Raw genomic sequence first — 22,128 nt, 5'->3', positions numbered from 1 at the left:
GACCAGTTTGATAATTGCTTTGGTTAACCGAATTCTTTCTCTATAATGAGTCACTTTCTAGAAGTTCCGATCATTTATAAAGGATAAAAATTAAATGCGCAGTCATTATTGTGGGGACGTGAATATTGCTCACGTTGGTGAAGAAGTAACCTTAGTAGGTTGGGTCAACCGTAGTCGCGATCTTGGTGGCGTAGTATTTTTAGACTTAAGAGATCGTGAAGGCTTAATTCAAGTTGTTTACGATCCAGATTTACCTGAAGTATTTGATACAGCAAGCAGCCTACGTGCAGAATTTTGTGTTCAAGTTAAAGGCCTTGTGCGTGATCGTCCAGACAGCCAAGTAAACAAAGGCATGAAAACGGGTGAGATTGAAGTTTTAGGTAAAGAACTTACTATCATCAACAAAGCTGCACCATTGCCATTGAGCATGGATGATCATCAGAATAATAGTGAAGAAGCACGTTTAAAATATCGTTATTTAGATTTACGTCGTCCTGAAATGGCTGACCGATTAATCTTCCGGTCAAAAGTGACAAGTGCAGTTCGTCGCTTCCTTGATGATAGCGGCTTTTTAGATATCGAAACTCCGATTCTAACAAAAGCTACACCGGAAGGCGCACGTGATTATCTAGTACCAAGTCGTACTTATAAAGGTCAATTCTTTGCTTTGCCTCAATCACCACAAATCTTCAAACAATTGTTGATGATGTCTGGCTTTGACCGTTACTATCAAATCGTTAAGTGCTTCCGTGATGAAGATTTACGTGCAGATCGTCAACCAGAATTTACCCAAATCGATATCGAAACTTCATTTATGTCATCTGAACAAGTGATGGCCAAAACTGAAGAAATGGTGCGTAAATTATTCCAAGATTTATTAAACGTGGATTTAGGTGACTTCCCACGCATGAGCTATGAAGAAGCTATGCGTCGTTTTGGTTCAGATAAACCAGATTTGCGTAACCCACTTGAGTTAGTAGACGTTGCGGACTTAGTTAAAGACGTTGAGTTTGCAGTATTTAAAGGACCTGCAAATGATCCTGAAGGACGTGTAACGGCACTTCGTATTCCGACGGGCGCTAAACTTTCGCGTAAAAACATTGATGAATACACAAAATATGTTGGTATCTATGGCGCTAAAGGCTTAGCGTGGATGAAGGTTAACGATTTAGATGCAGGCATGGACGGTATACAGTCGCCAGTACTTAAATTCTTAACCGAAGATATTGTTAAAGCGATTGTTGAGCGCACAGGCGCACAAACTGGCGATATCATTTTGTTTGGTGCTGACAATGCAACAACGGTTGCTGAAGCTATGGGAGCATTACGCTTAAAAGCGGGTGAAGATTTTGAGTTACTTGAGGGTGATTGGAAACCGCTTTGGGTCGTTGACTTCCCTATGTTTGAAAAACATAACGGTAGTTTACATGCAGTGCATCACCCATTTACTGCCCCACGTGGTATTACGCCTGAGCAATTGGAAGCCGACCCAGCAAATCAAATTTCAGATGCTTATGACATGGTATTAAATGGTTGTGAGTTAGGCGGTGGTTCAGTTCGTATTCACGATGCTGAAATGCAAGCAGCGGTCTTCCGTATTCTTGGTATTTCTGATGAAGAAGCGAAAGAGAAGTTTGGCTTCTTATTAGAAGCGCTTCGTTATGGTACACCACCACACGCTGGTTTAGCATTTGGTCTTGACCGTATCATCATGTTAATGACCGGTGCTCAATCTATTCGTGATGTAATGGCATTCCCGAAAACGACTACAGCGGCTTGCCCATTAACGAACGCTCCAGGTTTTGCTAATCCTGACCAATTAAAAGAGTTAGGGATTGAAACAATCGCTAAAGAGCCTGAAGAAAAAGACGCTGAGTAAGCTTTATCAATCTTTAGCTAAATAATTACCGGGGCATTTGCCTCGGTGTTTTTTTGTAGCGAATTATTTTGAATTTAACGTACCCCATCATCAGGAGAATTGTATGGCCGGACATAGCAAATGGGCGAACATTCGACATCGTAAAGCCGCACAAGATGCCAAGCGAGGAAAAATCTTTACTAAGCTGATTAGAGAGTTGAGCGTTGCAGCGCGTGAAGGTGGATCAGATCCTGATTCAAATCCGCGATTACGCTCTGCTATGGATAAAGCGCTTGGTGCTAATATGACTCGTGATACCATGGAGCGCGCAATAAAGCGTGGTGCAGGTGAGCTAGATGGTCAGCAATTAGAAGTTATTCTTTACGAAGGCTATGGTCCGGGTGGTACCGCGGTGATGGTTGAAACTATGACGGACAACCGAAATCGCACTGTAACCGGAGTTCGCCATGCGTTTAACAAGTCTGGTGGTAACTTAGGGACAGACGGCTCCGTTTCTTACTTGTTCACTAAGCAGGGGGTTATTTCATTTGCGCCTGGCGTTGATGAAGATGGGCTTATGGATGCAGCACTTGAGGCTGGTGCTGAAGATGTTGTTACGCATGATGATTCTAGCATGGATGTAATTACGACACCTGCTGATTTTTACGAAGTTAAAGATGCATTAAAAGCTGCAAATTTCGAAGCAGATCATGATGAAATTGCACAAACAGCGTCAACTAAAGCTGAGCTTGATGCAAATACAGCTGCTAAATTTATGCGTTTGATAGATATGCTTGAAGAGCATGATGATGTGCAAGAGGTTTATCATAACGCTGAAATTTCAGATGAAATTATGGAACAGTTAGATTAAACATTAAGGCAAGGTATGCCAATTATTTTAGGCGTTGATCCTGGTTCTCGCATTACCGGATATGGAATTATTGAGTTCACAGGACGTCGACAAACATATATAGGAAGTGGTTGTATTCGCACCAGCGGTGATGATTTAGCCGCTCGGCTTAAAATCATTTTTGATGGTCTGTCTGAAATTATCAGACAATACCAGCCTGATCAATTTGCTATTGAACGTGTTTTTATGGCAAAAAATGCGGATTCAGCACTCAAACTTGGTCAAGCCCGCGGCGCCGCTATTGTTGCTGCAACCAATGCTGATTTATCTGTTGCGGAATATTCAGCAACTCAAATCAAAAATGCGGTAGTTGGCACTGGTCGAGCAAAAAAAGAACAAGTGCAACATATGGTGCAGCACTTGTTAAAGTTACCTGCTGCACCACAAGCTGATGCCGCTGATGCACTTGGTGTGGCTTTATGTCATTATCATACAATACAAAGTCTGGCTGCGATGTCAGGACAAGCAAAATCAAGAACATACGGAAGATATAAATGATTGGTCGAATTGCCGGAACATTAATCGAAAAACAAGCACCTGAAATTTTAATTGATGTCCAAGGCGTGGGTTATGAACTCCAAGTCCCTTTGACCTGTTTTTATGAATTACCGGAGCTTAATGAATCCGTTGCACTATTTACGCACTTTGTCGTTCGTGAAGATGCACAACTGCTTTATGGTTTTACTACTAAGCAAGAGCGTGCTTTATTCCGTTTACTCATAAAAACCAACGGTGTAGGCCCCAAGCTGGCATTGACTATTTTGTCAGGCATGACAGCCTCTGAATTTGTTGCGTGTGTTGAGCGAAATGATATTGCCACGTTAGTAAAGTTACCAGGTGTAGGGAAGAAAACAGCTGAACGCTTATTGGTCGAAATGAGAGATAAACTCAAGAGCCTAATGGAAGCATCACAAGGTAGCGAACGTGAGTTTGTCTTGAAATCTGACTATGCGCCAAAGCCTGAAATTAATACGGCCGAAGAGGATGCTATCGCAGCCTTACTTGCATTAGGGTATAAACCTGCACAAGCAAGTAAAGCGGTTTCAGCGGTTTATCAAGATGGTGTTACCTCAGAAGCCTTGATTAAAGCTGCTTTAAAGTCGATGCTTTGATAAGTAAAAAGGAATTTTGAAGATGATTGAAGCCGATAGACTGATTGCACCGCAAACAGAACCGCAAGAAGAGACCGTCGATCGCGCTATGCGCCCCAAAATGCTGGTGGACTACACGGGGCAGGATGATATATGCGATCAACTTCAAGTTTTTATCCAAGCAGCAAAAAATCGAAAAGAAGCATTAGATCATATGCTGATATACGGCCCTCCAGGGTTAGGTAAAACAACTCTGGCTATGATTGTTGCTAATGAGATGGGTGTAAATATCAAATCAACGTCTGGGCCTGTATTGGAAAAAGCTGGAGATTTAGCTGCTTTACTAACCAACCTTGAAGAAGGTGATGTGCTGTTTATTGATGAGATTCATCGTTTAAGCTCTGTAGTAGAAGAAGTGCTTTACCCTGCAATGGAAGATTATCAATTAGATATTATGATTGGTGAAGGTCCCGCAGCGCGTTCAATCAAATTAGATTTACCTCCGTTTACCTTAGTTGGTGCGACAACCAGGGCAGGGGCATTAACATCGCCTTTACGGGCACGTTTTGGTATCCCTTTACGGTTAGAGTTTTATAACGATCAAGACCTAACTACTATTGTTACAAGAAGTGCTGGTGTAATGGGGCTAGATGTAGATACCGAAGGCGCATTTGAAATTGCTAAACGCTCTCGCGGTACTCCGCGAATTGCTAACCGCTTACTTCGTCGTGTACGTGATTATGCTGAAGTAAAGCATGATGGTCGTATTACTCAATCAACGGCATCAATGGCGCTGGATTTGTTGGATGTTGATGGCGAAGGCTTTGATTACATGGACAGAAAGCTATTACTAGCCATTATTGAAAAATTCGATGGTGGTCCTGTAGGTTTGGATAATTTAGCTGCTGCCATTGGTGAAGAACGTGAAACCATTGAAGACGTGTTAGAGCCTTTCTTAATTCAACAGGGTTTTATTCAACGAACTCACCGTGGCCGTATAGCAACGCCAAGGGCTTATAAGCATTTTGATTATAAAATAGCTGAATAAAATACGAAATATTGCCAATAATTAATTAAAAATTCACCCTTAAATAAGATAGAAACTTGAAGCTTTGATTATACTTTTAGTTAATAAAAAAAGGTTATTCAATGGCGATCACATTTTCGAATTATAGAGGTAAAAGTTCTAGAGACTTTAGTGTCTTAAAACAAAGTCGTCTTGAAAAAATCGAGAATGCATCTACGTATGAAGAAGCAACATACATGGGAGGTATTGATTCCATAAAATGTTGGTTTCATAATTTTGATAAAGCTAAAGTGTGTGGTGCCATTTTTTTATTGACCCATGATAAAGATGGTAATGAAGAAATTCCGGTGTCAAAGAAGATCCAAGCAGCTAGAATATTAAAGAAACTAGCAATTGAATCACCAAGGGACTTTCTTAAACTGTCTTTTGATTATAATAAAACAAGTGAAAGATGCGAAGCAAAGGTCAATCTACCTTACTTAGGCATCAAGAAAGAATTTTCGTACTCACCATTCGATATTCAACCACAATTAGCTATGGTTGAAAAGCGGGATTTGGCAGATGAATTAGTGACATTGCCAACTTTTATGGCGCAGGAACTCCTTTTTTATACCGCTGAATATGCAAAAAAAGGTTCTGCCAAAGCTACAATGGGTATTGTACGAATGATTTTAGAGATGCAAGAGTGGGGAAGACAAGTTAATGGTAAGCCATACAAAGTCAATATTCTTGAAAGTGACGACTCATCTACTGTTTTCATTGAAGTGGAAGGACTGTTTCCACCGACTCCTATTCATGACTGTTTAGTATTTAGTTTAGTAGAGAAAGCCAATGAACTAGAACGACTGATTGATGAAAAGCAATTAACAGATACTAAAGTACTAGAATTTACTAGGCTTTTACACAAAGTATACCTTGAAACACGTGATATTAAATTAGAAACCAGCATCTTGGAGCCGGCCCGACAAGGATCCTGGCAAAAAAGTGTTAAATTTGATGGGGAGGGTTTTACAAACTCTTCTTTAAGAAGGAAGGAAGGGCCTGTAGTTCATCAAATTCGTATTTTACAGGGTGACATGCTTATTTTTCCTGAAATAAATATTCCTTTACATGAATTGAATTTTTCAGAAGATGAAGACTTAGAAGATTTAGAAAATTTTGTTGATACTGGCGAAATCCTTGATATGGATAGATCTTCGAAAAATACTCATTTGGACAAAGAACAAGTACAAAAACACATGGAGGAAAAAGTAAAAATTGCTTTTGAGGGAGGGGAGTATGTAATCAAAGGTATAAAAGCAAGCTTTTTAAATAGTTTTAATAAAAACGGTGCACCACTTACCAAAGAACAATTGAGTTTCTTTTATCGTAACCAAGAAGCTTTTCATGACACAGTGCGTACTTGGAGTCGAACATTGAATGTAAAACAAATATATGATGTTCATTTTGATTACCCAGACCCAGACCCTCAAAAGGTAACGTTTGCCGATCAAGATTTCATTGTTGGACTTAGCTCTATTGCGCTTGAGGTAGTTCAAAGGAAGAATCAATCACAGAAAGAGTCAGCATACAGTCATGCACATCCCCTTTATGTATAGTAACAATGAAAAATAATATGAAATCAATAATAATTACAGGAGCCTCACGAGGCATTGGCCGTGCAATCAGTTTACAATTAAGTAAAGCCTACCATGTTATCGCACTTGCACGTAACTTATCTGAGCTCCAAGAGTTAGCTAAAGAATCTAATAATATCAGTATCTATGATGTTGATATCACCGATTATCATGCTCTTGAAAATATAATTTCTAATATTTTAGAACAGCATAAAGATATTTATGGTTTAGTTAACAATGCTGGTGTTGGAGTATTTAAACCTCTAGAAGAAACAAGCATTGAAGAAATGCAGCAGACTCTAAATGTAAATGTTCTAGGTTCTTTTTATCTCAATAAATTAGTCATTCCAAAACTCAAGTCACAAAAAGAAGGACATATTATTACCATTGAATCAGATGTTTCTAAAAGAACATTTGCTAATGGAAGTAGTTATTGTGCGAGTAAGTATGCCCAAGAAGGGATGTCGGCAAGTATGCGAGCGGAATTACGTCCATTTAATGTTAAGGTTTCAAACTTATACCCAGGGATGACAGATTCTTGTTTTGCGGGTAGTGAAAAGGGTGAACAACATAAAAAAGATTGGTTACAACCCGAGGATATTGCACAAGCTGTCGAATATGTTCTTTCTACGCCAAAAAATGTTGTAATCGATGAGTTGATGATTCATCCGATGTGCCAAGAGTATTAATTGCATTGATTGAAAGAAGGTATGTTGAATGCTAATTAATAAGAGTAGTTAGCATTTTAAAATTTGGTCTCTGTAAGCGATTAGGGTCTGTTGATCTTTCGTGATTTTTTTTGCAGCGATAAATTGTTTTTTTATGCAAGACGGAGCTTGTGCGGTTTGGTTATTACCGACAAACAAAACCGTCGTTACTTCGTTTCCAAATTAGCAAGCGATAACGCAACAGAAATGATCAATTTACGCTGTCTTCGATGTTTTTGAGCGTCTACTGTACTGTGTTGTGATCAGCTCATTTAGATGGCTAAGCTTTACTGTTCACGCCTTGAACAGATATGCGCTCAAATAGCACAAAATTTAATCCTAAAAAATCAACAGACCCTAAACTCTGTAGCTTATGCATACGTATAAAAAGCGTTAAGTTATTTGCCGGAACCATTATGAGATTAAATAATTTTGAAAAGCGAGTAGTCAGTCACCCATTAAGGTATTGGATTCAAGATCACGTTGAGGCACCATTGCTGTTGAATCTTTTTTCAGAGGTACCCAACAATATTGAGTCAGCACTAGAGATTGGATGCGGTTATGGTAATGGTATATCATTAATCAGGAATCATTTCTCGCCAAAGCAGTTAACGGCGATTGATTTCGATAAAGATATGGTTGACTCGGTCAACACAAACTTGATTGATAGAGAAAATATTCACTTGATCAATGCAGATGGCTCCGATTTACCATTTCTGAAAAGTACTTTTGACTTAGTTTTTAATTTTGCAGTGTTCCATCACATTCCTAATTGGCAAAAGGCCATCACAGAAGTTTATCGTGCTTTAAAACCTAATGGCTATTTTGTCATTGAAGATTTATATAGAGCTGCGATATGTAATCCAATTTCTAAGCGAATTTTCGAGCATCCGCAAACCAATAGGTTTAATCACCATGAGCTGGTTGATGAACTTCGTAAAGCAGGTTTTAATATTTGTAAGCAGCATAACTTTTTGAATTTAGCTGGGAGCGTCCTTGCTCAAAAATCCGTTAAATTTTGACTAAATCATTGCTGAATTTGTTATAAACTTTACCTAATACAACAAGAGCAACAGCGCCCAGTAACACTGGTGTTAAAATGAATCCCCAACTTTGTCCTGTAAGCACAGCCAATAATGCAGTGGCCCCAGCAGGAGGGTGCGTTGTTTTACTTAACATCATTAGTGAAATGCTTAATCCCACAGCAATACCTGATGTCACTGCGTTTATTTCAAAAAATTGAACAAATAAGACACCGATAATTGCTGCAATCACATGTCCGATAATCACATTTTTAGGTTGTGCAAGTGGACTGTCTGGTACTCCAAAGACTAACACTGCGGTAGCACCAAAAGGTGCGATTAGCAGCGTAATATCCATACTGAATGTTTCAGCCCAGCTTAATAAGGCAATTGAAATTGATGCGCCTGCGCCAGCAAGCAGACTTAAGATGAGTTTTTTCATACTAAACCTTGTTATTTGAGTAGACTGGCCTGTCTACATTTTTATAATAGACAGATTGGTCTACATGTGTCAATCTAGAATACGAATACTGTGAAAGTGGCCCAATTATGAAACGTGAAATACTTATCGATACGGCAGCAGAGCTTTTCTATCAAAACGGCGTCAATGAAGTTGGTATAAATGAAATCCTTAAAAAATCAGGTATTGCGAAGAAGACGTTATATCATCACTTTAAGAGTAAAGAAGCATTGATCATTGCAACATTACAAAAGCGTGATGAAGTTTTTTGTAATTGGCTCGAGTCACGCTTAGTTCAAGTCAGTAATGATAATGAAGTATTAGAAGTGCTTTTTTCGGCGGTCGAAGACTGGTTTGATAATAAGGTTGATAAGTTAAATGACTTTTATGGATGTTACTTTATCAATACATCTGTAGGGTTATCGCGTCAGAGTGAAGAAATTAAACAGCATTGTATGGAACATAAGCTCAAAATCAAAAGAATCATTTCTGATCATCTAACGTCAACTTCACAAGAATTGATTGATGCTGTTTATTTGCTTATTGAAGGGGCAATAGTAATTGCCTTTATGACAGGCAGCACGGATGAATTCAGAAACAGTAGGGTTATTACCCGTAAATTAATCTCTAATTAATTATTATCATATTCGTAACCATCAACTTAGTAGGTAATAATCAGTCTTGTGCTTCTGTATGATTAGATGGAGTGCTACCAGAAGCTGGGTTACCCGGAGGTACATTCGATGCAGCAGCCGATGGTTGAGATAGATTTGGTTGTGGAAGTGGTACTGTAGGAGTGGTTGCCTGTGCAGAAGGCTGAGTACCATCAGTATCATCAGTACCATCAGTACCATCAGTACCTCCTTCCAAATCTACACTAGGCAAAGTTACAGGCGGCGGGGGTGTTCCTGATTCGGCGGCTTTTCGCTGGTCTGTTTTTTCTTTGTGCATTTTTTTTAGTTTATCCATTTGTGCATCATAATTTGATTTTTCTAAACCTTTAGGTGATTTACTGATGCTAATTGCATCATTTTCGCCAACAGGTTCAGTTAAACCTCCAGTTTTGAATGGGTTACCGAAACCTACTTTATGATCAGGATGAATGTCAATTGGATTTTCCAGTGTAGTTCCTTGTGTCGAACTTGCAGCTTTTTCACGGCTCTCAGCAGCAAATTTAAGTGCTTGTCTAATATTCTCAGCCATTAATGCTGCTCTTACCGCTTCTTGTGCCTTTTCTAAATAAAGTCGCTTATCAACATCTCCATCTGTGCCAAGGACCATAGCGCGGATACCTTTCGATGATGCTCCATCTGTGAGGACTTCAAATTTGCCTTTATCCCCCTGTTTTAGTCCTAAATCATTAAGAATAAATTCGTAATCAGCAGGCTTGAACTTTTCGGGATCCGTCATTTTAAGCAGCTTTTCTAATTTAGTTTTATTGGCAGGAGCATTCATCTGTTCAACCGTGAGACCTTTCTTAATGAAGTGATGGATTTCGTCGACAGTTAATGAAACTTGGCCTTGACGTTTTAAGTTGAAGATAAGTTGTCTAATAGCATAATCGTCGTAACGTTCTGAATTGGCCTTTCTAGCTTTAGTCAACCTTGCATCGTCTTTACCATCTTCATGTTTGAGTAAAGCGTCATCAGGATTATTAGCGTCCTCGAACTCTTTGAGGAACATATCATGGAGTTTACGATAAGGCTGATATTCAGGGGTGCTGACAAGATATTTGCCACTATAAAGAGCGTAAGTTTTTTTGGTTTGGCCATCATCAATGGCTCTATAGACACCACTTTTAAATGGTGTTTTAACATGAAATTCTGCTAGGGCAACACTTGGACCAGATATTTTAACGGTATTATTTGTGAAGTCAGTTTTGACTGTAACTTTATAGTTTGTCCCTTTAACGTTAACTTGAATATCTTTGTCTTGGGGAGTTTTATTTCTAGAATACCAAGCACCACGGAAAGCTACATCGTTACCACTGACAACTACCTTATTTAGTTTCTCACAACTAAACTCAACCTCAGCATCTTTATAATCAGTTACTAAGGTCGGAGTGGTAGTTGTTGTTGAACCTGTATTCGCAGCCATAAGTCAACCTAGTTTAAAGTTTCCCTTGTTAATTTTGTCAAATTGTAAAGGTTTTTCTATACCTATATTTTGGTTCTGAATCAACAACAGTGCAAATTAAGCTTAATTTATGTTTTAGTCATGTTGTTGACTGTTTCTTAACGTTATTTGGAAACAAGTTCCGCCTTCTGTTTTATTTTTAATATGAATTTCTAGATTTAATAGCGCAGATAATTTCTTTACGATTGATAGACCTACACCAAGTTCCGGCAATAACTTTCCGCTATAATGCGTGGTGTTTTTATTCGTTAATGCATGAATGTTGGTGTCTGAAATACCGGGACCGGAATCATTAACTTTTATCAAGGTTTGGTTATTTTCCTCGATTATCATGACTTCAATCATCCCGCCATGGGGCGTGTACCTAAATGCATTATCCAGTAAATTACATAAAATTCTACGAAGCAAGTTGATATCAGTAATCAGTTCAATATTTTCAGGGCAGTGAATGTTTGCTTGAATTTTCCTGCTTTCAGCTTGGTGCTGATACATTAATGCTAATTCTTCGAAAAGTTCAACAGCTTCAAAGTTTACAATGTTGGGCGTTATTAAATTATTTTCGATGGCCGCAAGTTCTAATAGTTGGGTCAGTAATCCTTTCAGCTTCTCACCAGATTGAGCTGAAATTTCAATCCATTTATCTTGTCGCTCTTGTTCAGGTGATGCAAGCCACGTTTCAATGTAGCCTAGTAGAACACTTAACGGTGTTTTTAGATCGTGTGAGAGGTGCAATAAAAATTCGTGTTTAGCTTCATGTGAACTTGTTATCTGCTGGTGTTGTGTATTTATTTTGCTTAATAACAAATTAATATCATTGGTTAATTCTGAAATTTCGATACTGCTCCTAGCTGGTTTATTGAGTTGCAATTGTGTGCCGAGGGAATCAACGTTCAATTGAGATAAATTGTTGGCAAGCTTTTTAGTAGGAGAAATAAAAAATTGAATTAATAGCGCAAATACAGTACTTACTGCAATGACAATAAAAATTAAAACAATGGTAAGTTGTGTAAGGTTTTGAGACGTTGCGGTTAATGATTGCCATGCATCAAACTTCTCTCCACCAATGATGACATAGAGAAAACCTGTGTGGTTATTAGATTTATCGAATAATCGTATGGCTGAAAATATTTTTTCTCCGTGTCCTCTTGGATCTACATTGTAAATTGGAAGAGGGGAGCTATTCAGAAATTGATGAATTGGCCTTAGAGGGATTTTTCTATGCCTGATCACGCTGTCTTTAGCAGCGAAAGAAACAACTATACCATTCTTATCCAGAGTATAAATCTCAAAGCTCGGGCCGAGCAGCATGAAATCATGAAACGCTTCTTTTATTGCCTCATCAGCAGTAACACCTTGTGATAGTAGCGGGTTGATATGTGCCATGTGCTCAGCAAGCTCTTTATGAAGTGATTGCTGTACAAGATTTTGTGAGTGAACTTGTGAGTAATTAAACCATGCCCATAATGCAGAAACTAAGAGTACAATGGTAAAAGTAATTGATAACCATAAGCGGCTGAATAAAGAATTCATTATGCCACCTGAACCTCTGGAGGTGAAAACTTATAACCTACACCCCAAACTGTTTTTACGAGATCTTGATTGCCACAATGGCGAGATAATTTTGAACGTAAGCGATTGATATGGCTATTAACCGTATGTTCATAACCATCATAATTATAACCCCATACTGCTTCCAAAAGCTGTAATCGACTGAAGACTTGTTGAGGGTGTGTGGCAAGGTAATGAAGTAAATCAAATTCAGTGGCTGTTAGGTCAACGCTGCGATTTTCTGCGAACACTTCTCTTGTGTCACCATCAATTCTAATTAGTCCATGCTCTATGTGTTGAGAGGGTACAGCAGAGTTAAGTTGAACTTTTAACGAGCGACGTAGCATCGCTTTAACACGTGCTCTTAGCTCTAATACGCTGAATGGTTTGGCTAAGTAATCATCTGCCCCAGATTCTAATCCTAATACAATATCAGCTTCTTCAGCTTTTGCGGTGAGCATCATAATCGGAATTTGAGAGTTAGCTTTACTTAACTCCATACAAAGCATTAATCCGTCACCATCAGGTAACATTCGATCTAATAAAATAGCATCAAAATGTGCAGAAGAGAGAAGTGTCTTTGCATGACATATTGTAGAGCAATGAACGACATCTAAATCTAATAGCGAAAGATTCAGTAAAACGAGGTTAGCTAACTCTTGTTCATCTTCAACAAGAAGTACTTTCTTTTTGTTTTGCTGGTTTAGTAGTGCACTTTTTCCGTTCATATTTTGAATCTCCCAAAGCCCTCGTTAATCAGACCTTGCAGTGTTTCAAAATATTTCAGAATAAAATGAAAATAATTACAACTTCATAACAATCATGAAGTTGTAATTTAATTTTATCGTAAGCTCAGATTAATTTGTGCGTTCAATAACCACTGACATTGCAGGGTTGTCAAAGCGATGTTTAGCAAATAAAACAGAGTCTGCTAGACCATCTTCTTTACTAATTACACCTGAGTGAATGTATACTCTATTTACATCATCACGCTCGGCATCAAAGCCTTGACCTTGATCCGCAGGTCCCGGAATTGTACCTTTCGCTTCGGTATTCGCTTCAGTACCAGAGTCGTAAACGTTAGCTCTAAAAGATACTTTTTGACCGCTTTCTAGTGAAGAAAGGTTAAAGTTACTCACACCTGTAAATGCATCATTGGTATTCACAAGCATACTTAATACACTTACGTTATTAAGCTGATCTTCATTAAGAGTGATGTCAATTATCTCTCTTTGACCAGGGCCGGTTGGTGCTTCAGCACTAAAGAATTGCGTAACGCCTTCAGCTGTCTCTAAAGCTGAATTGTCACCAGCTTCAGCAAGAAGTTCTAAAGCATCAGATGCTGTTTCACCAGCAACGAATAATGGTGTGTCAGAGTTATGCAACACTACAGCAATTGGGGATAGTGGTTGCTCTGGTGTTAAGTTCGTAATGGTAACTTTATAGTCAAAAGTTACAGCAGGCGTTGGTGCTGGTGGCTCTGGTTGTTCAGGCGTTGACTTCTTGTCGTTGTCAGGGCAACCCGTCAGCAACAATGTACCTACAATACTTGCAGCGAGTACTGCTTTTTTTGAAAATGAATATGGCATAAACCAGTCCTCCGATTACTTAACAGTAACTACAATGCGAGCAACAGGGTTTAACCAGCGGTGAATACGGCTATCTAAATCACTCAAACCACCATTTTCGTCCGTATCACCAACAACACCAGGGTGGATGTGAACATTTTCATTTGAAGCGGTATTAGCAAAACCTGTACCACCCGTTCCAGCATCTCCGCCTGGTGCAACAGGAATACCGGCAGCACCAGGTGCGCCACCTGGCATACCAACAACTAATTCATCATTGGCTTCAGTACCAGCGTCATAAGCATTAACGTTTAAAGTATAAGTTCCTGGTTCAGTTGGGATTTCCCAAGCATCTAAACCAATGAACGCATCATTTGTTGGAAGCATCATTGCAACAAGAGATAAATGTGTATTATCACCAGAATCAAGTACGAAAGTTTCTGTTTTGGTATTTGGAGCCAACAGACCTCCTGCTGGGTCTTCAGCAGTTACGCCAGCAGCAGCTTTTACCGTTGTTGCTAAGCCTGCAATTGCGCCACCTTCGGCCATCGCTTGCAACTCTGCAGTTGCTTTTTCGCCTGATTGGAATAAGTGCAATTCGTTATCATGAGCAGCAGCAAGAATTGGGGTGAAATAGTTACCGTGAGTTAAATTGGTTACTTTAATTTCAAGTTCTGCTGCTGTTGCAGGTAAGGCCATAATTCCAGCCAGTGCAATCGACTTGTATAGGTTGCGTAATTTCATTTTTATCTCCATGTCAGAATATGCTGGATATGATGAATGGTAAAGTTCACGCCAATATCTCGAAATTATCACGAAAGTTTCACGATTTAATTTGTGACCAACAATTAACAAATGGTAAGATCTTAAACTAATAAAAATAAAAGGATTTTTTAACTTGAGTAATATCAACTTTTCTATCAGAACGATTATTTCTGAAGCAATTAGTATCACTATTCGTAAAAAACTTGATGTCTTAATTGCAACTACGCCACTTGTCATCGTGTTTTCACTCATTTTCGCACTTTATTATAAAATTGTTGGAAAAGTAGATGGCTTTACCTTAGATGCTGATCCTCTTTCCGAGGTAATTCCGGATTTGAAATATTTTTTCCTTGTATTCATGATCATGATTTATGGCTTTGTTAAAGCCGCAGTGAATTGCCATCGAATTTATATTAAGCGTTCCAAGTTGTATTTTATCGACGCAATTGTTCCTAAGATGAGAGATTTGAAGTTCTTTGGAATCAGCATTCTATTGGGGCTTCTTATGATCCCTATAGGGTTAGTGATAGGTCTTCTTTTGGCTGGTTTGGGAGCAATTGTTGATAATTTACATGGATACAACGCTCAAACATTAACGTCATTAATTATGATTATAAGCTACGGTATTATTGGGGTGGTAATGTGTCGCTTTATGATAGTCTTACCATCAAGAGCAGTTGATGAATCAATCAGTTTTGGTGATGCATGGGAAGCTACTTCAACGGTAAAATGGAAAGTATTTTTTGTACTTTCGTTAATTCCGATTTTGAGCTCTATAATCACTGAGAGCATTGCTAGTTTTGAAGGATGGTTTTTTATCAGCGTTTCAGTTGTGCTACATGCAATGTTTGCCTTGTTTGAGCTCGCACTACTTTCTCTGTGCTATCAAAAGTTGATTGTTGAACAGAGACAAAAAGAAGAGGAGTCATTATCGCTTCAGCTTTAACTCTTTGAATTGAATCCTGAGATAAGCTCGAGTTTGACGAGCTTATCTTTATTATTCGATTTACTTACACTATGGAGCTGTTGAATGTGACCTTAATGGAAGCTGGTTATGTTTGTAAGTACACTGTTTTAATTGTTATTGTCGAGATCAAGTTTACTTTTTAAGTATCTATGATGAGCAAGATACAAACATCCCAATTAAGAATCGACGTTAACCCATGGAAGCTAAGGGATCTCGAAGGTGTTTCTTTTAACGATAAAACACAAATTACTCAAATTCGCTCTGAACTGAGTCAAGCTGATAATTACAAAAAGCATTTCATTTTCATATTTAGAAACCCAAATGATGACAATCAGTTTTTAACTAGTAAAAAATTTCAGATTAAAGTCGTTAGGTATCAACAGGAAGACAATAAAGTTGATTTTCGGGTCAAGTTAGTGAGTTTTTTGAGGAAGAGAGTAACTAAAGAGTGCAGATCAATAAGTTTAGCGCTGACTAATTATGACCCTACTGGCTACAAAGACATATATTCTGATGATGATAATTTGTGGGCTTTACCTGAGGATTTAATCGGAGGTTGTGCTGATTTGACTTCCAAAGAAAGGAAAGTAATGACGGCTCAAACACTCGCTCTTGACCAGCCTGCAGAACCATCAATGTCTGATACAGATAATGAAACTTCACCATTATGCAAGCATGGCAAAAGCGATAATCGGATATCACTTAAAAAGTGTTTTTGTTGTTTCTGGCGTTAAATTCAAAAATTTATTTCAAAAGATATATCAGGTTTGTAGAGTGAATCTAAGCGGTCTTCAAGTCTTTCAATTTTTTTACGCAACTCTTTTCGTTTTGACTTGTCGGTTTCATTATTGAGCTTATCTTGGAGCTGATTGATTTCATTTCTAATCTCTTGGCGCTTTTGTTCGAGCTGATACTCTTTATTGCCAAGTTTATAGTTTTCGAGAAATTGTCGATTATGACAAACACCATTATAAGCAAGACCTTTACTACCCACAAAGTAGCCATTCTCTGCTGTACAATAGGTTTGTAAACCAAGCTCGTAGCCTCTGCGCCATTCGTCTGAATTTACACTGATACCGGCTTCGGCGCACTCTTGTGTGTAACTTTTCAGTATTGACGTTTTAAGGCCATCTGAGCCGTCATTTATTCCACGATTATACCAATCTGCTGATTTACATTCTTCAGGAGAAATAGTCTGACAGCCAGATAAAATAATACAAACGATTGAAAGTGATAATAAACGTTTCATAGCGCACCCCATTTTTGTTGTAAAATGAGTATACGAGAGAAGCAAGGAAGAAAACAATGATCTACAGGCTGAGATAGCCTGCAGATCCTCAGGGAGAGTATTTAACCTCGTCGATAAGACAGTTTATTTAGCGAAAAAGACAGAATAAGGCGGGAAGTTAACTTCACTTCCAGAAACTTCAGCTTGAGACTTCACAGGACTCTCAATACTCTCTAAGCTTATTGGAAGAGTCGTACTTACCGCTTCATTTGATAAATTAAAACCGCAAACTACTGTTTCACCATCAAAAGTACGCTTAAACATAAGTAGTGGTTCTTCGATCTCAATAAACTCGATATTACCGGCGACTAATGCTTTATGCTGTTTTCTCCAAGCCATAAAACTTCTGAAGTTATTCAATACTGAGTTTTTATCATTATCTTGAACATCAACAGCTAAAGCTTTATGTGCTTCAACCACAGGTAGCCAAGGCTTGTTGAGGCTAAATCCAGCATTTTGTTGAGCTTGATGCCAAGGCATGGGAGTTCTACAACCATCACGACCTTTAAACGTTGGCCAGAAAGTAATGCCGTAAGGATCTTGTAAATCTTCAAAGGCAATATCAGCTTCTGGTAGACCAAGCTCTTCACCTTGATAAAAACAAATGCTACCCCGAAGACTGGCAACCAGTGCAGTTATCATCTTACATTGTTCAGCATTGTTGTCGTTTGTACCCCAACGGGTTGCAACTCTTTGAACATCATGATTGCTCACTGACCAAGAAGGCCAACCCGAAGTTACTTTTTCTTCGAGTGTTTGTACCGTTTCACGAATGTACTTAGCACTGTAATCATTTGTCAGTAGTTCAAAACTGTAACCCATATGAATACGACCTTCTTCGGTGTATTCAGCCATAGTAGCTAATGAGTCTTCAGAAGATATCTCACCCAATGCTGCAGTATTTGGGTATTTGTCCATCAAGGCACGTAAGCGTTCTAAAAAGGCTAAGTTTTCAGGCTGTGTGTTGTTGTAATAGTGATATTGGAATGCGTAAGGGTTATCTTCTGAAAAACCACGACCTTGACGCTTATCAATCGGCTTGGCAGGATTATCTTTTAATTCAGCATCATGGAAGCAAAAGTTAATGGCATCAAGGCGTAAGCCATCGACACCTTTCTTAAGCCAAAACTCAACGTTGTCCAATACCCCTTGTTGTACATCTGGGTTATGAAAGTTGAGATCAGGCTGAGAAGACAAGAAATTATGTAAGTAATACTGTTGACGACGAGGTTCCCACTGCCAAGCAACACCACCAAAAATCGACATCCAATTGTTAGGTGGAGTGCCATCTTGGTTTGCATCAGCCCAAACGTACCAATCTGATTTGTCATTAACTTTTGATGCACGGCTCTCAGTAAACCAAGCGTGCTCATTAGATGTATGACTTAGCACTTGATCAATCATGATTTTTAAATTGCGTTGATGGGCTTGCTCAAGCAATTCATCAAAATCAGCCATATTACCAAAGAGGGGATCGATATCTCGATAGTCAGCAATATCGTATCCAAAGTCTTTCATTGGTGATTTGAAAAAAGGTGAAATCCAAATTGCATCTACACCAAGACTGGCAATGTAATCTAATTTATTGGTGATACCTTTTAGATCACCAATGCCATCACCATTACTATCAGAAAAACTGCGTGGGTAGACTTGGTAAATCATGGCACCTTGCCACCACTTAATTTCAGATTGATTCATCTTTAATGCTCGTCTCTTTGGCCAGAAAATAACATTCAAAAAGTTAGTTTCTAGTATTACATTTTAAAATTATGCAAATAGTAAACAAACACAGTCAATTCGTCATTGTGCATACGAATTCAGAGTTTAACTTACGTATATGAAATATAATTACACAATGTGGTTGGTTATTTGCGATTTAAGGACTAATTAGAGCCTTTTATTCAGTCTTAATAAGTGTTATTTGTAATTTTTGTTAAAAATGTAATTTAAAATAGATCTTGTCGATAATTATGACCGTTTTTCTCTAAACCTAAAAAAATACCCTGTGATGCTTATTATTTAATCTGCAGGAACACCCTGTAAATTCATTGGGTTAAGAATAAAACAAAAACAATAAAAGTCGATTTCAAAGCCTTTTGTTTCAATGACTTAGTCAGGTTTCGTTATATGAAGTTCAAAAGCAATATCAAATATTTATTAAATTTTTGTGACCAAAGTCTTTATAATTCAAAATCTGAATACGTATGTAAAAGTTTGTTTGACATATATGCATTTGATTAACATCGCTCCGTGATGAATTTGTGCCTATAAGTTGCAGTTTAACTGTTAGGTCAGGAACGGCTGAAATTAAGTCGAAGCGGAACGGAAATAAGTCGTTTTCATAATAACTCCCGCTCATTTTAGCCATAAATAATAATAACTATTGACATGGAGATATTATGTCACCGTTTAAGCCAAGCATGCTGACGCTTGCTCTCGCAACAGCAGGTTTAACTTCACCGGCGTTCGCTGCAGACGAAGAAACAAAAGCCGCAGCAGATAACGTTGAAGTAATTCAGATTTCAGGTATCCGTTCAAGCCTATTAACCTCTCAGGCTACAAAGAAAGATTCTAGCTCTGTTGTTGAAGCTATTTCTGCAGAAGAAATTGGTAAACTACCTGACGTAAGTATTGCAGAGTCATTAGCACGTCTTCCAGGTCTTGCTACTCAACGTTTAGATGGTCGTGCAAACGTAGTGTCTATTCGTGGTTTATCACCAGAATTTACTGCAGCAACACTAAATGGTCGTGAGCAAGTTACTATTAGTGATAACCGCGGTATCGAATTTGATCAATATCCTTCAGAGCTTCTAAATAGTGTAGTTGTTTATAAAACACCTGATGCGAGCGTATTAGCTCAAGCTATTGGTGGCACAATTGATCTTCAAACAATTAGTCCTCTTGCACATGGTGAACGCACAGTAGCTATTAATGCTCGTGGCGAGAACAACAGTCTTGGTAAACTAAATTCAGACAGCAAAGACTCTGGGTACAGAGCGAGCATTTCTTATATCGATCAGTTTGCTGATGATACGTTTGGTATTGCATTAGGCTATGCGAGACTGAGCTCTCCGAACCAAGAAGAGCGCTGGAATGCGTGGGGTTACCCTAATTTCGATGATGACACATTAGTCCTTGGTGGTGCAAAACCATATGTTCGTTCTAGCTTACTAGAGCGTGATGGTTTCATGGGTGTTTTTGAATACCAACCAAATGAGCAATTCACTTCTAGTTTAGATGTGTTCTACTCAAAATTTAATGACACACAAACACTTCGTGGTACTGAAATCCCGGGCCAGTGGGGTAATGGCTCAGCTAACGAAGGTACCGTCGTTAACGAACGTGTCGACGGTTTAGCGACTGACGTAACATTCAAGAATGCTAAAATTTTAGTGCGAAATGATGTCAACGAACGTGATGCTGATACTGTATCGCTTGGTTGGAAGAACGAATATGTCATTAATGATAATTGGACTGTGCTTGCAGATCTTTCATATTCAAAAGCAGAGCGTACAGATTTCGGTCTAGAAACATACGCTGGTACAAGCCGTGGCAATGGTTGTACTCCTGGTGGTTGTGAAGATCTTCGCGTTACTATGAACGGCACTACTGGTGCTACTTTCCATCCAACGATTGATTACTCTAATCCTAATTTAGTTAAATTAGGTGGCCCTTTTAACTGGGGTAATGGTGTTGCAACACCAAGTGATGCACAAGATGGATTTTTAAATACATTAGAAATTGAAGACGAACTGAAGTCGCTTCGCTTGACTGCTGAACGCGTATTTGACGATGGAGCAATCAGTTCAATTGAGTTTGGTGTTAACTACTCAGATCGTGAAAAATCAAAAGAAGATGAAGGTGTATATCTAACGCTTAAAGATTACCCTGGTACAACTGCTGTTCCTCAAGAATTCCTACACAGTCCAACTTCGTTAGGCTTCATCGGAATGGGTAACATTCTAAGTTACGACGCTATGGGTTTATATCGCTCAGGTATCTATAACGAAGCATCTCAAGGCGCAACAGAAACAGGCCGAGCAGAAAACACGTGGGATGTTCGCGAGAAAGTATCAACAGGTTACGTAAAGGCTAACATTGAGACAGAAGTGTTAGATCGCTCTCTAACAGGTAACGTTGGTGTTCAAGTTGTTCGTACTACTCAAAGTTCTAACGGCTTAGAAGCACAAATCATCGATGGCAAGACAGCATTACGTCCAACTTATGATGAGTATAGCTTTACTGAAGTATTGCCTAGCTTGAACTTAAACTGGGAAGTGGCAGAAGACAACTTATTACGCTTTGCAACAGCGCGTACATTAGCTCGGCCAAGAATGGATCAAATGAATGCAAGTTCAAGTGTGACATTCGACCAAAGCAAAGTTGATTCAACTGATGTGAACAATTCACCTTGGGGCGGTAACTCTGGTAACGTTAAATTGAAACCATGGTTAGCATGGCAATATGACGTGAGCTATGAGTACTATCTTGATGAGGGTTATTTTGCAGCTGCGTTTTACTACAAAGATCTAGAAAACTATATCTACAAAGAAGGCACGCTAACTGACTTTAGTGGTACACCTTATACTGGTGATACTGCTCCAGCTATTGACCAAGGTTTCTTGTCACAGTGGCAAAATGGTGAAGGTGGTTACATCAAGGGCATAGAGTTATCTACGAACTTAACGGGTTCTCTGATTCATGACTCTCTACATGCATTTGGTTTAAATGCGAGTTACTCATACAACGATTCACGTGTTGTAGAGAAGAAGGGCAGTGAACCAACAGATTTACCAGGTCTGTCTAAGCGTGTTGGTAACGTAACATTCTATTACGAAGATTATGGTTTCCAAGCTCGTATTAGTGCACGTTATCGTAGTGAGTTCTTAGGTGAAGTAAGTGGTCTTTCATTAGTAAGAACACAACGCTTTGTTGATGAGGAAACGGTAGTAGACGCACAAATTGGTTATGACTTTAGCCAGTCAAACATCAAGTCACTTGAAGGACTTTCAGTTCTTTTCCAAGTTACTAACCTAACAGATGAACCGTTTACGACTTATGAAAACGGTGATAAACGCCAAGTTAAAGATTACCAAATCTATGGCCGTAACTATCTATTAGGATTCAGCTACAAGTTGTAATCAAAAATGATGAAACCCCAGGTT

The 22,128-nt window shown here is 38.7% G+C and carries 20 protein-coding genes; 12 read left to right on the top strand and 8 right to left on the bottom strand.

What is annotated here, in order from left to right:
* The first annotated feature begins 94 nt into the window (after nucleotides 1–94).
* The 8 genes from aspS (at nucleotide 95) to AC1EU2_RS12440 (ending at nucleotide 8,231) form a co-directional block, all read left to right on the top strand.
* The gene (aspS, locus tag AC1EU2_RS12475; protein WP_480298607.1) at nucleotides 95–1,879 is read left to right on the top strand and encodes an aspartate--tRNA ligase; all 1,785 of its coding nucleotides are present in this window, start codon (nucleotides 95–97) and stop codon (nucleotides 1,877–1,879) included.
* A 103-nt stretch (nucleotides 1,880–1,982) separates the two neighbouring features.
* Entirely contained in the window at nucleotides 1,983–2,729 is a 747-nt protein-coding gene (locus AC1EU2_RS12470; RefSeq protein WP_480298606.1) for a YebC/PmpR family DNA-binding transcriptional regulator, read from the top strand.
* Between the two features lie 15 nt (nucleotides 2,730–2,744).
* On the top strand, nucleotides 2,745–3,266 hold the full coding sequence (gene ruvC, locus AC1EU2_RS12465) for a crossover junction endodeoxyribonuclease RuvC (protein WP_480298605.1): 522 nt from the start codon (nucleotides 2,745–2,747) through the stop codon (nucleotides 3,264–3,266).
* On the top strand, nucleotides 3,263–3,880 hold the full coding sequence (gene ruvA / locus AC1EU2_RS12460) for a Holliday junction branch migration protein RuvA (RefSeq protein ID WP_480298604.1): 618 nt from the start codon (nucleotides 3,263–3,265) through the stop codon (nucleotides 3,878–3,880). The genes ruvC and ruvA overlap by 4 nt, the downstream gene beginning before the upstream one ends.
* A 22-nt stretch (nucleotides 3,881–3,902) precedes the next feature.
* The gene (ruvB, locus tag AC1EU2_RS12455; RefSeq protein ID WP_480298603.1) at nucleotides 3,903–4,907 is read left to right on the top strand and encodes a Holliday junction branch migration DNA helicase RuvB; all 1,005 of its coding nucleotides are present in this window, start codon (nucleotides 3,903–3,905) and stop codon (nucleotides 4,905–4,907) included.
* Between the two features lie 101 nt (nucleotides 4,908–5,008).
* Nucleotides 5,009–6,484, top strand: coding sequence for a hypothetical protein (locus tag AC1EU2_RS12450; RefSeq protein WP_480298602.1), 1,476 nt, complete (start codon nucleotides 5,009–5,011; stop codon nucleotides 6,482–6,484).
* 5 nt (nucleotides 6,485–6,489) lie between these two features.
* Nucleotides 6,490–7,191 carry an SDR family oxidoreductase gene (locus tag AC1EU2_RS12445; protein WP_480298601.1) on the top strand — a complete coding sequence of 234 codons (702 nt, stop codon included), beginning with the start codon at nucleotides 6,490–6,492 and terminating at the stop codon, nucleotides 7,189–7,191.
* 434 nt (nucleotides 7,192–7,625) lie between these two features.
* A complete protein-coding gene (locus AC1EU2_RS12440) occupies nucleotides 7,626–8,231 on the top strand; it encodes a class I SAM-dependent methyltransferase (RefSeq protein ID WP_480298600.1) in 606 nt (201 codons plus the stop codon).
* Here AC1EU2_RS12440 and AC1EU2_RS12435 read toward each other — a convergent pair.
* Entirely contained in the window at nucleotides 8,221–8,673 is a 453-nt protein-coding gene (locus tag AC1EU2_RS12435) for an HPP family protein (protein ID WP_480298599.1), read from the bottom strand. The genes AC1EU2_RS12440 and AC1EU2_RS12435 overlap by 11 nt on opposite strands.
* A 107-nt stretch (nucleotides 8,674–8,780) precedes the next feature.
* On the opposite strand from AC1EU2_RS12435, the gene AC1EU2_RS12430 reads away from it, so the two are divergent.
* Nucleotides 8,781–9,326: a TetR/AcrR family transcriptional regulator gene (locus AC1EU2_RS12430; protein ID WP_480298598.1), complete on the top strand. Its 546-nt coding sequence runs from the start codon at nucleotides 8,781–8,783 to the stop codon at nucleotides 9,324–9,326.
* A gap of 40 nt (nucleotides 9,327–9,366) precedes the next feature.
* On the opposite strand, the gene AC1EU2_RS12425 is transcribed toward AC1EU2_RS12430, so the two are convergent.
* From AC1EU2_RS12425 to AC1EU2_RS12405, 5 genes are all read right to left on the bottom strand, one after another.
* Complete coding sequence (locus tag AC1EU2_RS12425) at nucleotides 9,367–10,788, bottom strand: hypothetical protein (RefSeq protein ID WP_480298597.1); 1,422 nt, start codon at nucleotides 10,786–10,788, stop codon at nucleotides 9,367–9,369.
* 114 nt (nucleotides 10,789–10,902) lie between these two features.
* On the bottom strand, nucleotides 10,903–12,357 hold the full coding sequence (locus tag AC1EU2_RS12420) for a sensor histidine kinase (protein ID WP_480298596.1): 1,455 nt from the start codon (nucleotides 12,355–12,357) through the stop codon (nucleotides 10,903–10,905).
* Nucleotides 12,357–13,103 (bottom strand): response regulator transcription factor, encoded by a 747-nt coding sequence (locus tag AC1EU2_RS12415; RefSeq protein ID WP_480298595.1) that lies wholly within the window; start codon nucleotides 13,101–13,103, stop codon nucleotides 12,357–12,359. Before AC1EU2_RS12415 ends, AC1EU2_RS12420 begins: the two co-directional genes overlap by 1 nt.
* Before the next feature lie 129 nt (nucleotides 13,104–13,232).
* Nucleotides 13,233–13,964 carry a spondin domain-containing protein gene (locus tag AC1EU2_RS12410; RefSeq protein WP_480298594.1) on the bottom strand — a complete coding sequence of 244 codons (732 nt, stop codon included), beginning with the start codon at nucleotides 13,962–13,964 and terminating at the stop codon, nucleotides 13,233–13,235.
* Between the two features lie 15 nt (nucleotides 13,965–13,979).
* Nucleotides 13,980–14,687, bottom strand: coding sequence for a spondin domain-containing protein (locus tag AC1EU2_RS12405; protein WP_480298593.1), 708 nt, complete (start codon nucleotides 14,685–14,687; stop codon nucleotides 13,980–13,982).
* A gap of 154 nt (nucleotides 14,688–14,841) precedes the next feature.
* On the opposite strand from AC1EU2_RS12405, the gene AC1EU2_RS12400 reads away from it, so the two are divergent.
* Together AC1EU2_RS12400 and AC1EU2_RS12395 are read left to right on the top strand one after the other, a co-directional pair.
* Nucleotides 14,842–15,654 (top strand): hypothetical protein, encoded by an 813-nt coding sequence (locus tag AC1EU2_RS12400; protein ID WP_480298592.1) that lies wholly within the window; start codon nucleotides 14,842–14,844, stop codon nucleotides 15,652–15,654.
* Between the two features lie 173 nt (nucleotides 15,655–15,827).
* A complete protein-coding gene (locus tag AC1EU2_RS12395) occupies nucleotides 15,828–16,409 on the top strand; it encodes a hypothetical protein (RefSeq protein ID WP_480298591.1) in 582 nt (193 codons plus the stop codon).
* Between the two features lie 2 nt (nucleotides 16,410–16,411).
* Here the strand turns inward: AC1EU2_RS12395 and AC1EU2_RS12390 are convergent, their stop codons facing one another.
* A complete protein-coding gene (locus AC1EU2_RS12390; RefSeq protein WP_480298590.1) occupies nucleotides 16,412–16,924 on the bottom strand; it encodes a DUF2799 domain-containing protein in 513 nt (170 codons plus the stop codon).
* Between the two features lie 123 nt (nucleotides 16,925–17,047).
* Complete coding sequence (locus AC1EU2_RS12385) at nucleotides 17,048–18,661, bottom strand: alpha-glucosidase (RefSeq protein WP_480298589.1); 1,614 nt, start codon at nucleotides 18,659–18,661, stop codon at nucleotides 17,048–17,050.
* A 701-nt stretch (nucleotides 18,662–19,362) separates the two neighbouring features.
* Here AC1EU2_RS12385 and AC1EU2_RS12380 point away from each other — a divergent pair.
* Complete coding sequence (locus tag AC1EU2_RS12380; RefSeq protein ID WP_480298588.1) at nucleotides 19,363–22,104, top strand: TonB-dependent receptor; 2,742 nt, start codon at nucleotides 19,363–19,365, stop codon at nucleotides 22,102–22,104.
* Nucleotides 22,105–22,128 lie beyond the last annotated feature (24 nt).

Source organism: Parashewanella sp. 2304DJ23-3 (genome assembly GCF_056591695.1).
Note: the sequence above shows the minus strand (reverse complement) of the source record. Positions and strands in the feature narration are given on the sequence as shown.

Bases quoted from the DNA above. Each gene is read 5' to 3' on its own strand.
- aspS (WP_480298607.1), top strand. From the start codon at position 95: ATGCGCAGTCATTATTGTGGGGACGTGAATATTGCTCACGTTGGTGAA.
- AC1EU2_RS12470 (WP_480298606.1), top strand. From the start codon at position 1,983: ATGGCCGGACATAGCAAATGGGCGAACATTCGACATCGTAAAGCCGCA.
- ruvC (WP_480298605.1), top strand. From the start codon at position 2,745: ATGCCAATTATTTTAGGCGTTGATCCTGGTTCTCGCATTACCGGATAT.
- ruvA (WP_480298604.1), top strand. From the start codon at position 3,263: ATGATTGGTCGAATTGCCGGAACATTAATCGAAAAACAAGCACCTGAA.
- ruvB (WP_480298603.1), top strand. From the start codon at position 3,903: ATGATTGAAGCCGATAGACTGATTGCACCGCAAACAGAACCGCAAGAA.
- AC1EU2_RS12450 (WP_480298602.1), top strand. From the start codon at position 5,009: ATGGCGATCACATTTTCGAATTATAGAGGTAAAAGTTCTAGAGACTTT.
- AC1EU2_RS12445 (WP_480298601.1), top strand. From the start codon at position 6,490: ATGAAAAATAATATGAAATCAATAATAATTACAGGAGCCTCACGAGGC.
- AC1EU2_RS12440 (WP_480298600.1), top strand. From the start codon at position 7,626: ATGAGATTAAATAATTTTGAAAAGCGAGTAGTCAGTCACCCATTAAGG.
- AC1EU2_RS12435 (WP_480298599.1), bottom strand. From the start codon at position 8,673: ATGAAAAAACTCATCTTAAGTCTGCTTGCTGGCGCAGGCGCATCAATT.
- AC1EU2_RS12430 (WP_480298598.1), top strand. From the start codon at position 8,781: ATGAAACGTGAAATACTTATCGATACGGCAGCAGAGCTTTTCTATCAA.
- AC1EU2_RS12425 (WP_480298597.1), bottom strand. From the start codon at position 10,788: ATGGCTGCGAATACAGGTTCAACAACAACTACCACTCCGACCTTAGTA.
- AC1EU2_RS12420 (WP_480298596.1), bottom strand. From the start codon at position 12,357: ATGAATTCTTTATTCAGCCGCTTATGGTTATCAATTACTTTTACCATT.
- AC1EU2_RS12415 (WP_480298595.1), bottom strand. From the start codon at position 13,103: ATGAACGGAAAAAGTGCACTACTAAACCAGCAAAACAAAAAGAAAGTA.
- AC1EU2_RS12410 (WP_480298594.1), bottom strand. From the start codon at position 13,964: ATGCCATATTCATTTTCAAAAAAAGCAGTACTCGCTGCAAGTATTGTA.
- AC1EU2_RS12405 (WP_480298593.1), bottom strand. From the start codon at position 14,687: ATGAAATTACGCAACCTATACAAGTCGATTGCACTGGCTGGAATTATG.
- AC1EU2_RS12395 (WP_480298591.1), top strand. From the start codon at position 15,828: ATGAGCAAGATACAAACATCCCAATTAAGAATCGACGTTAACCCATGG.
- AC1EU2_RS12390 (WP_480298590.1), bottom strand. From the start codon at position 16,924: ATGAAACGTTTATTATCACTTTCAATCGTTTGTATTATTTTATCTGGC.
- AC1EU2_RS12385 (WP_480298589.1), bottom strand. From the start codon at position 18,661: ATGAATCAATCTGAAATTAAGTGGTGGCAAGGTGCCATGATTTACCAA.
- AC1EU2_RS12380 (WP_480298588.1), top strand. From the start codon at position 19,363: ATGTCACCGTTTAAGCCAAGCATGCTGACGCTTGCTCTCGCAACAGCA.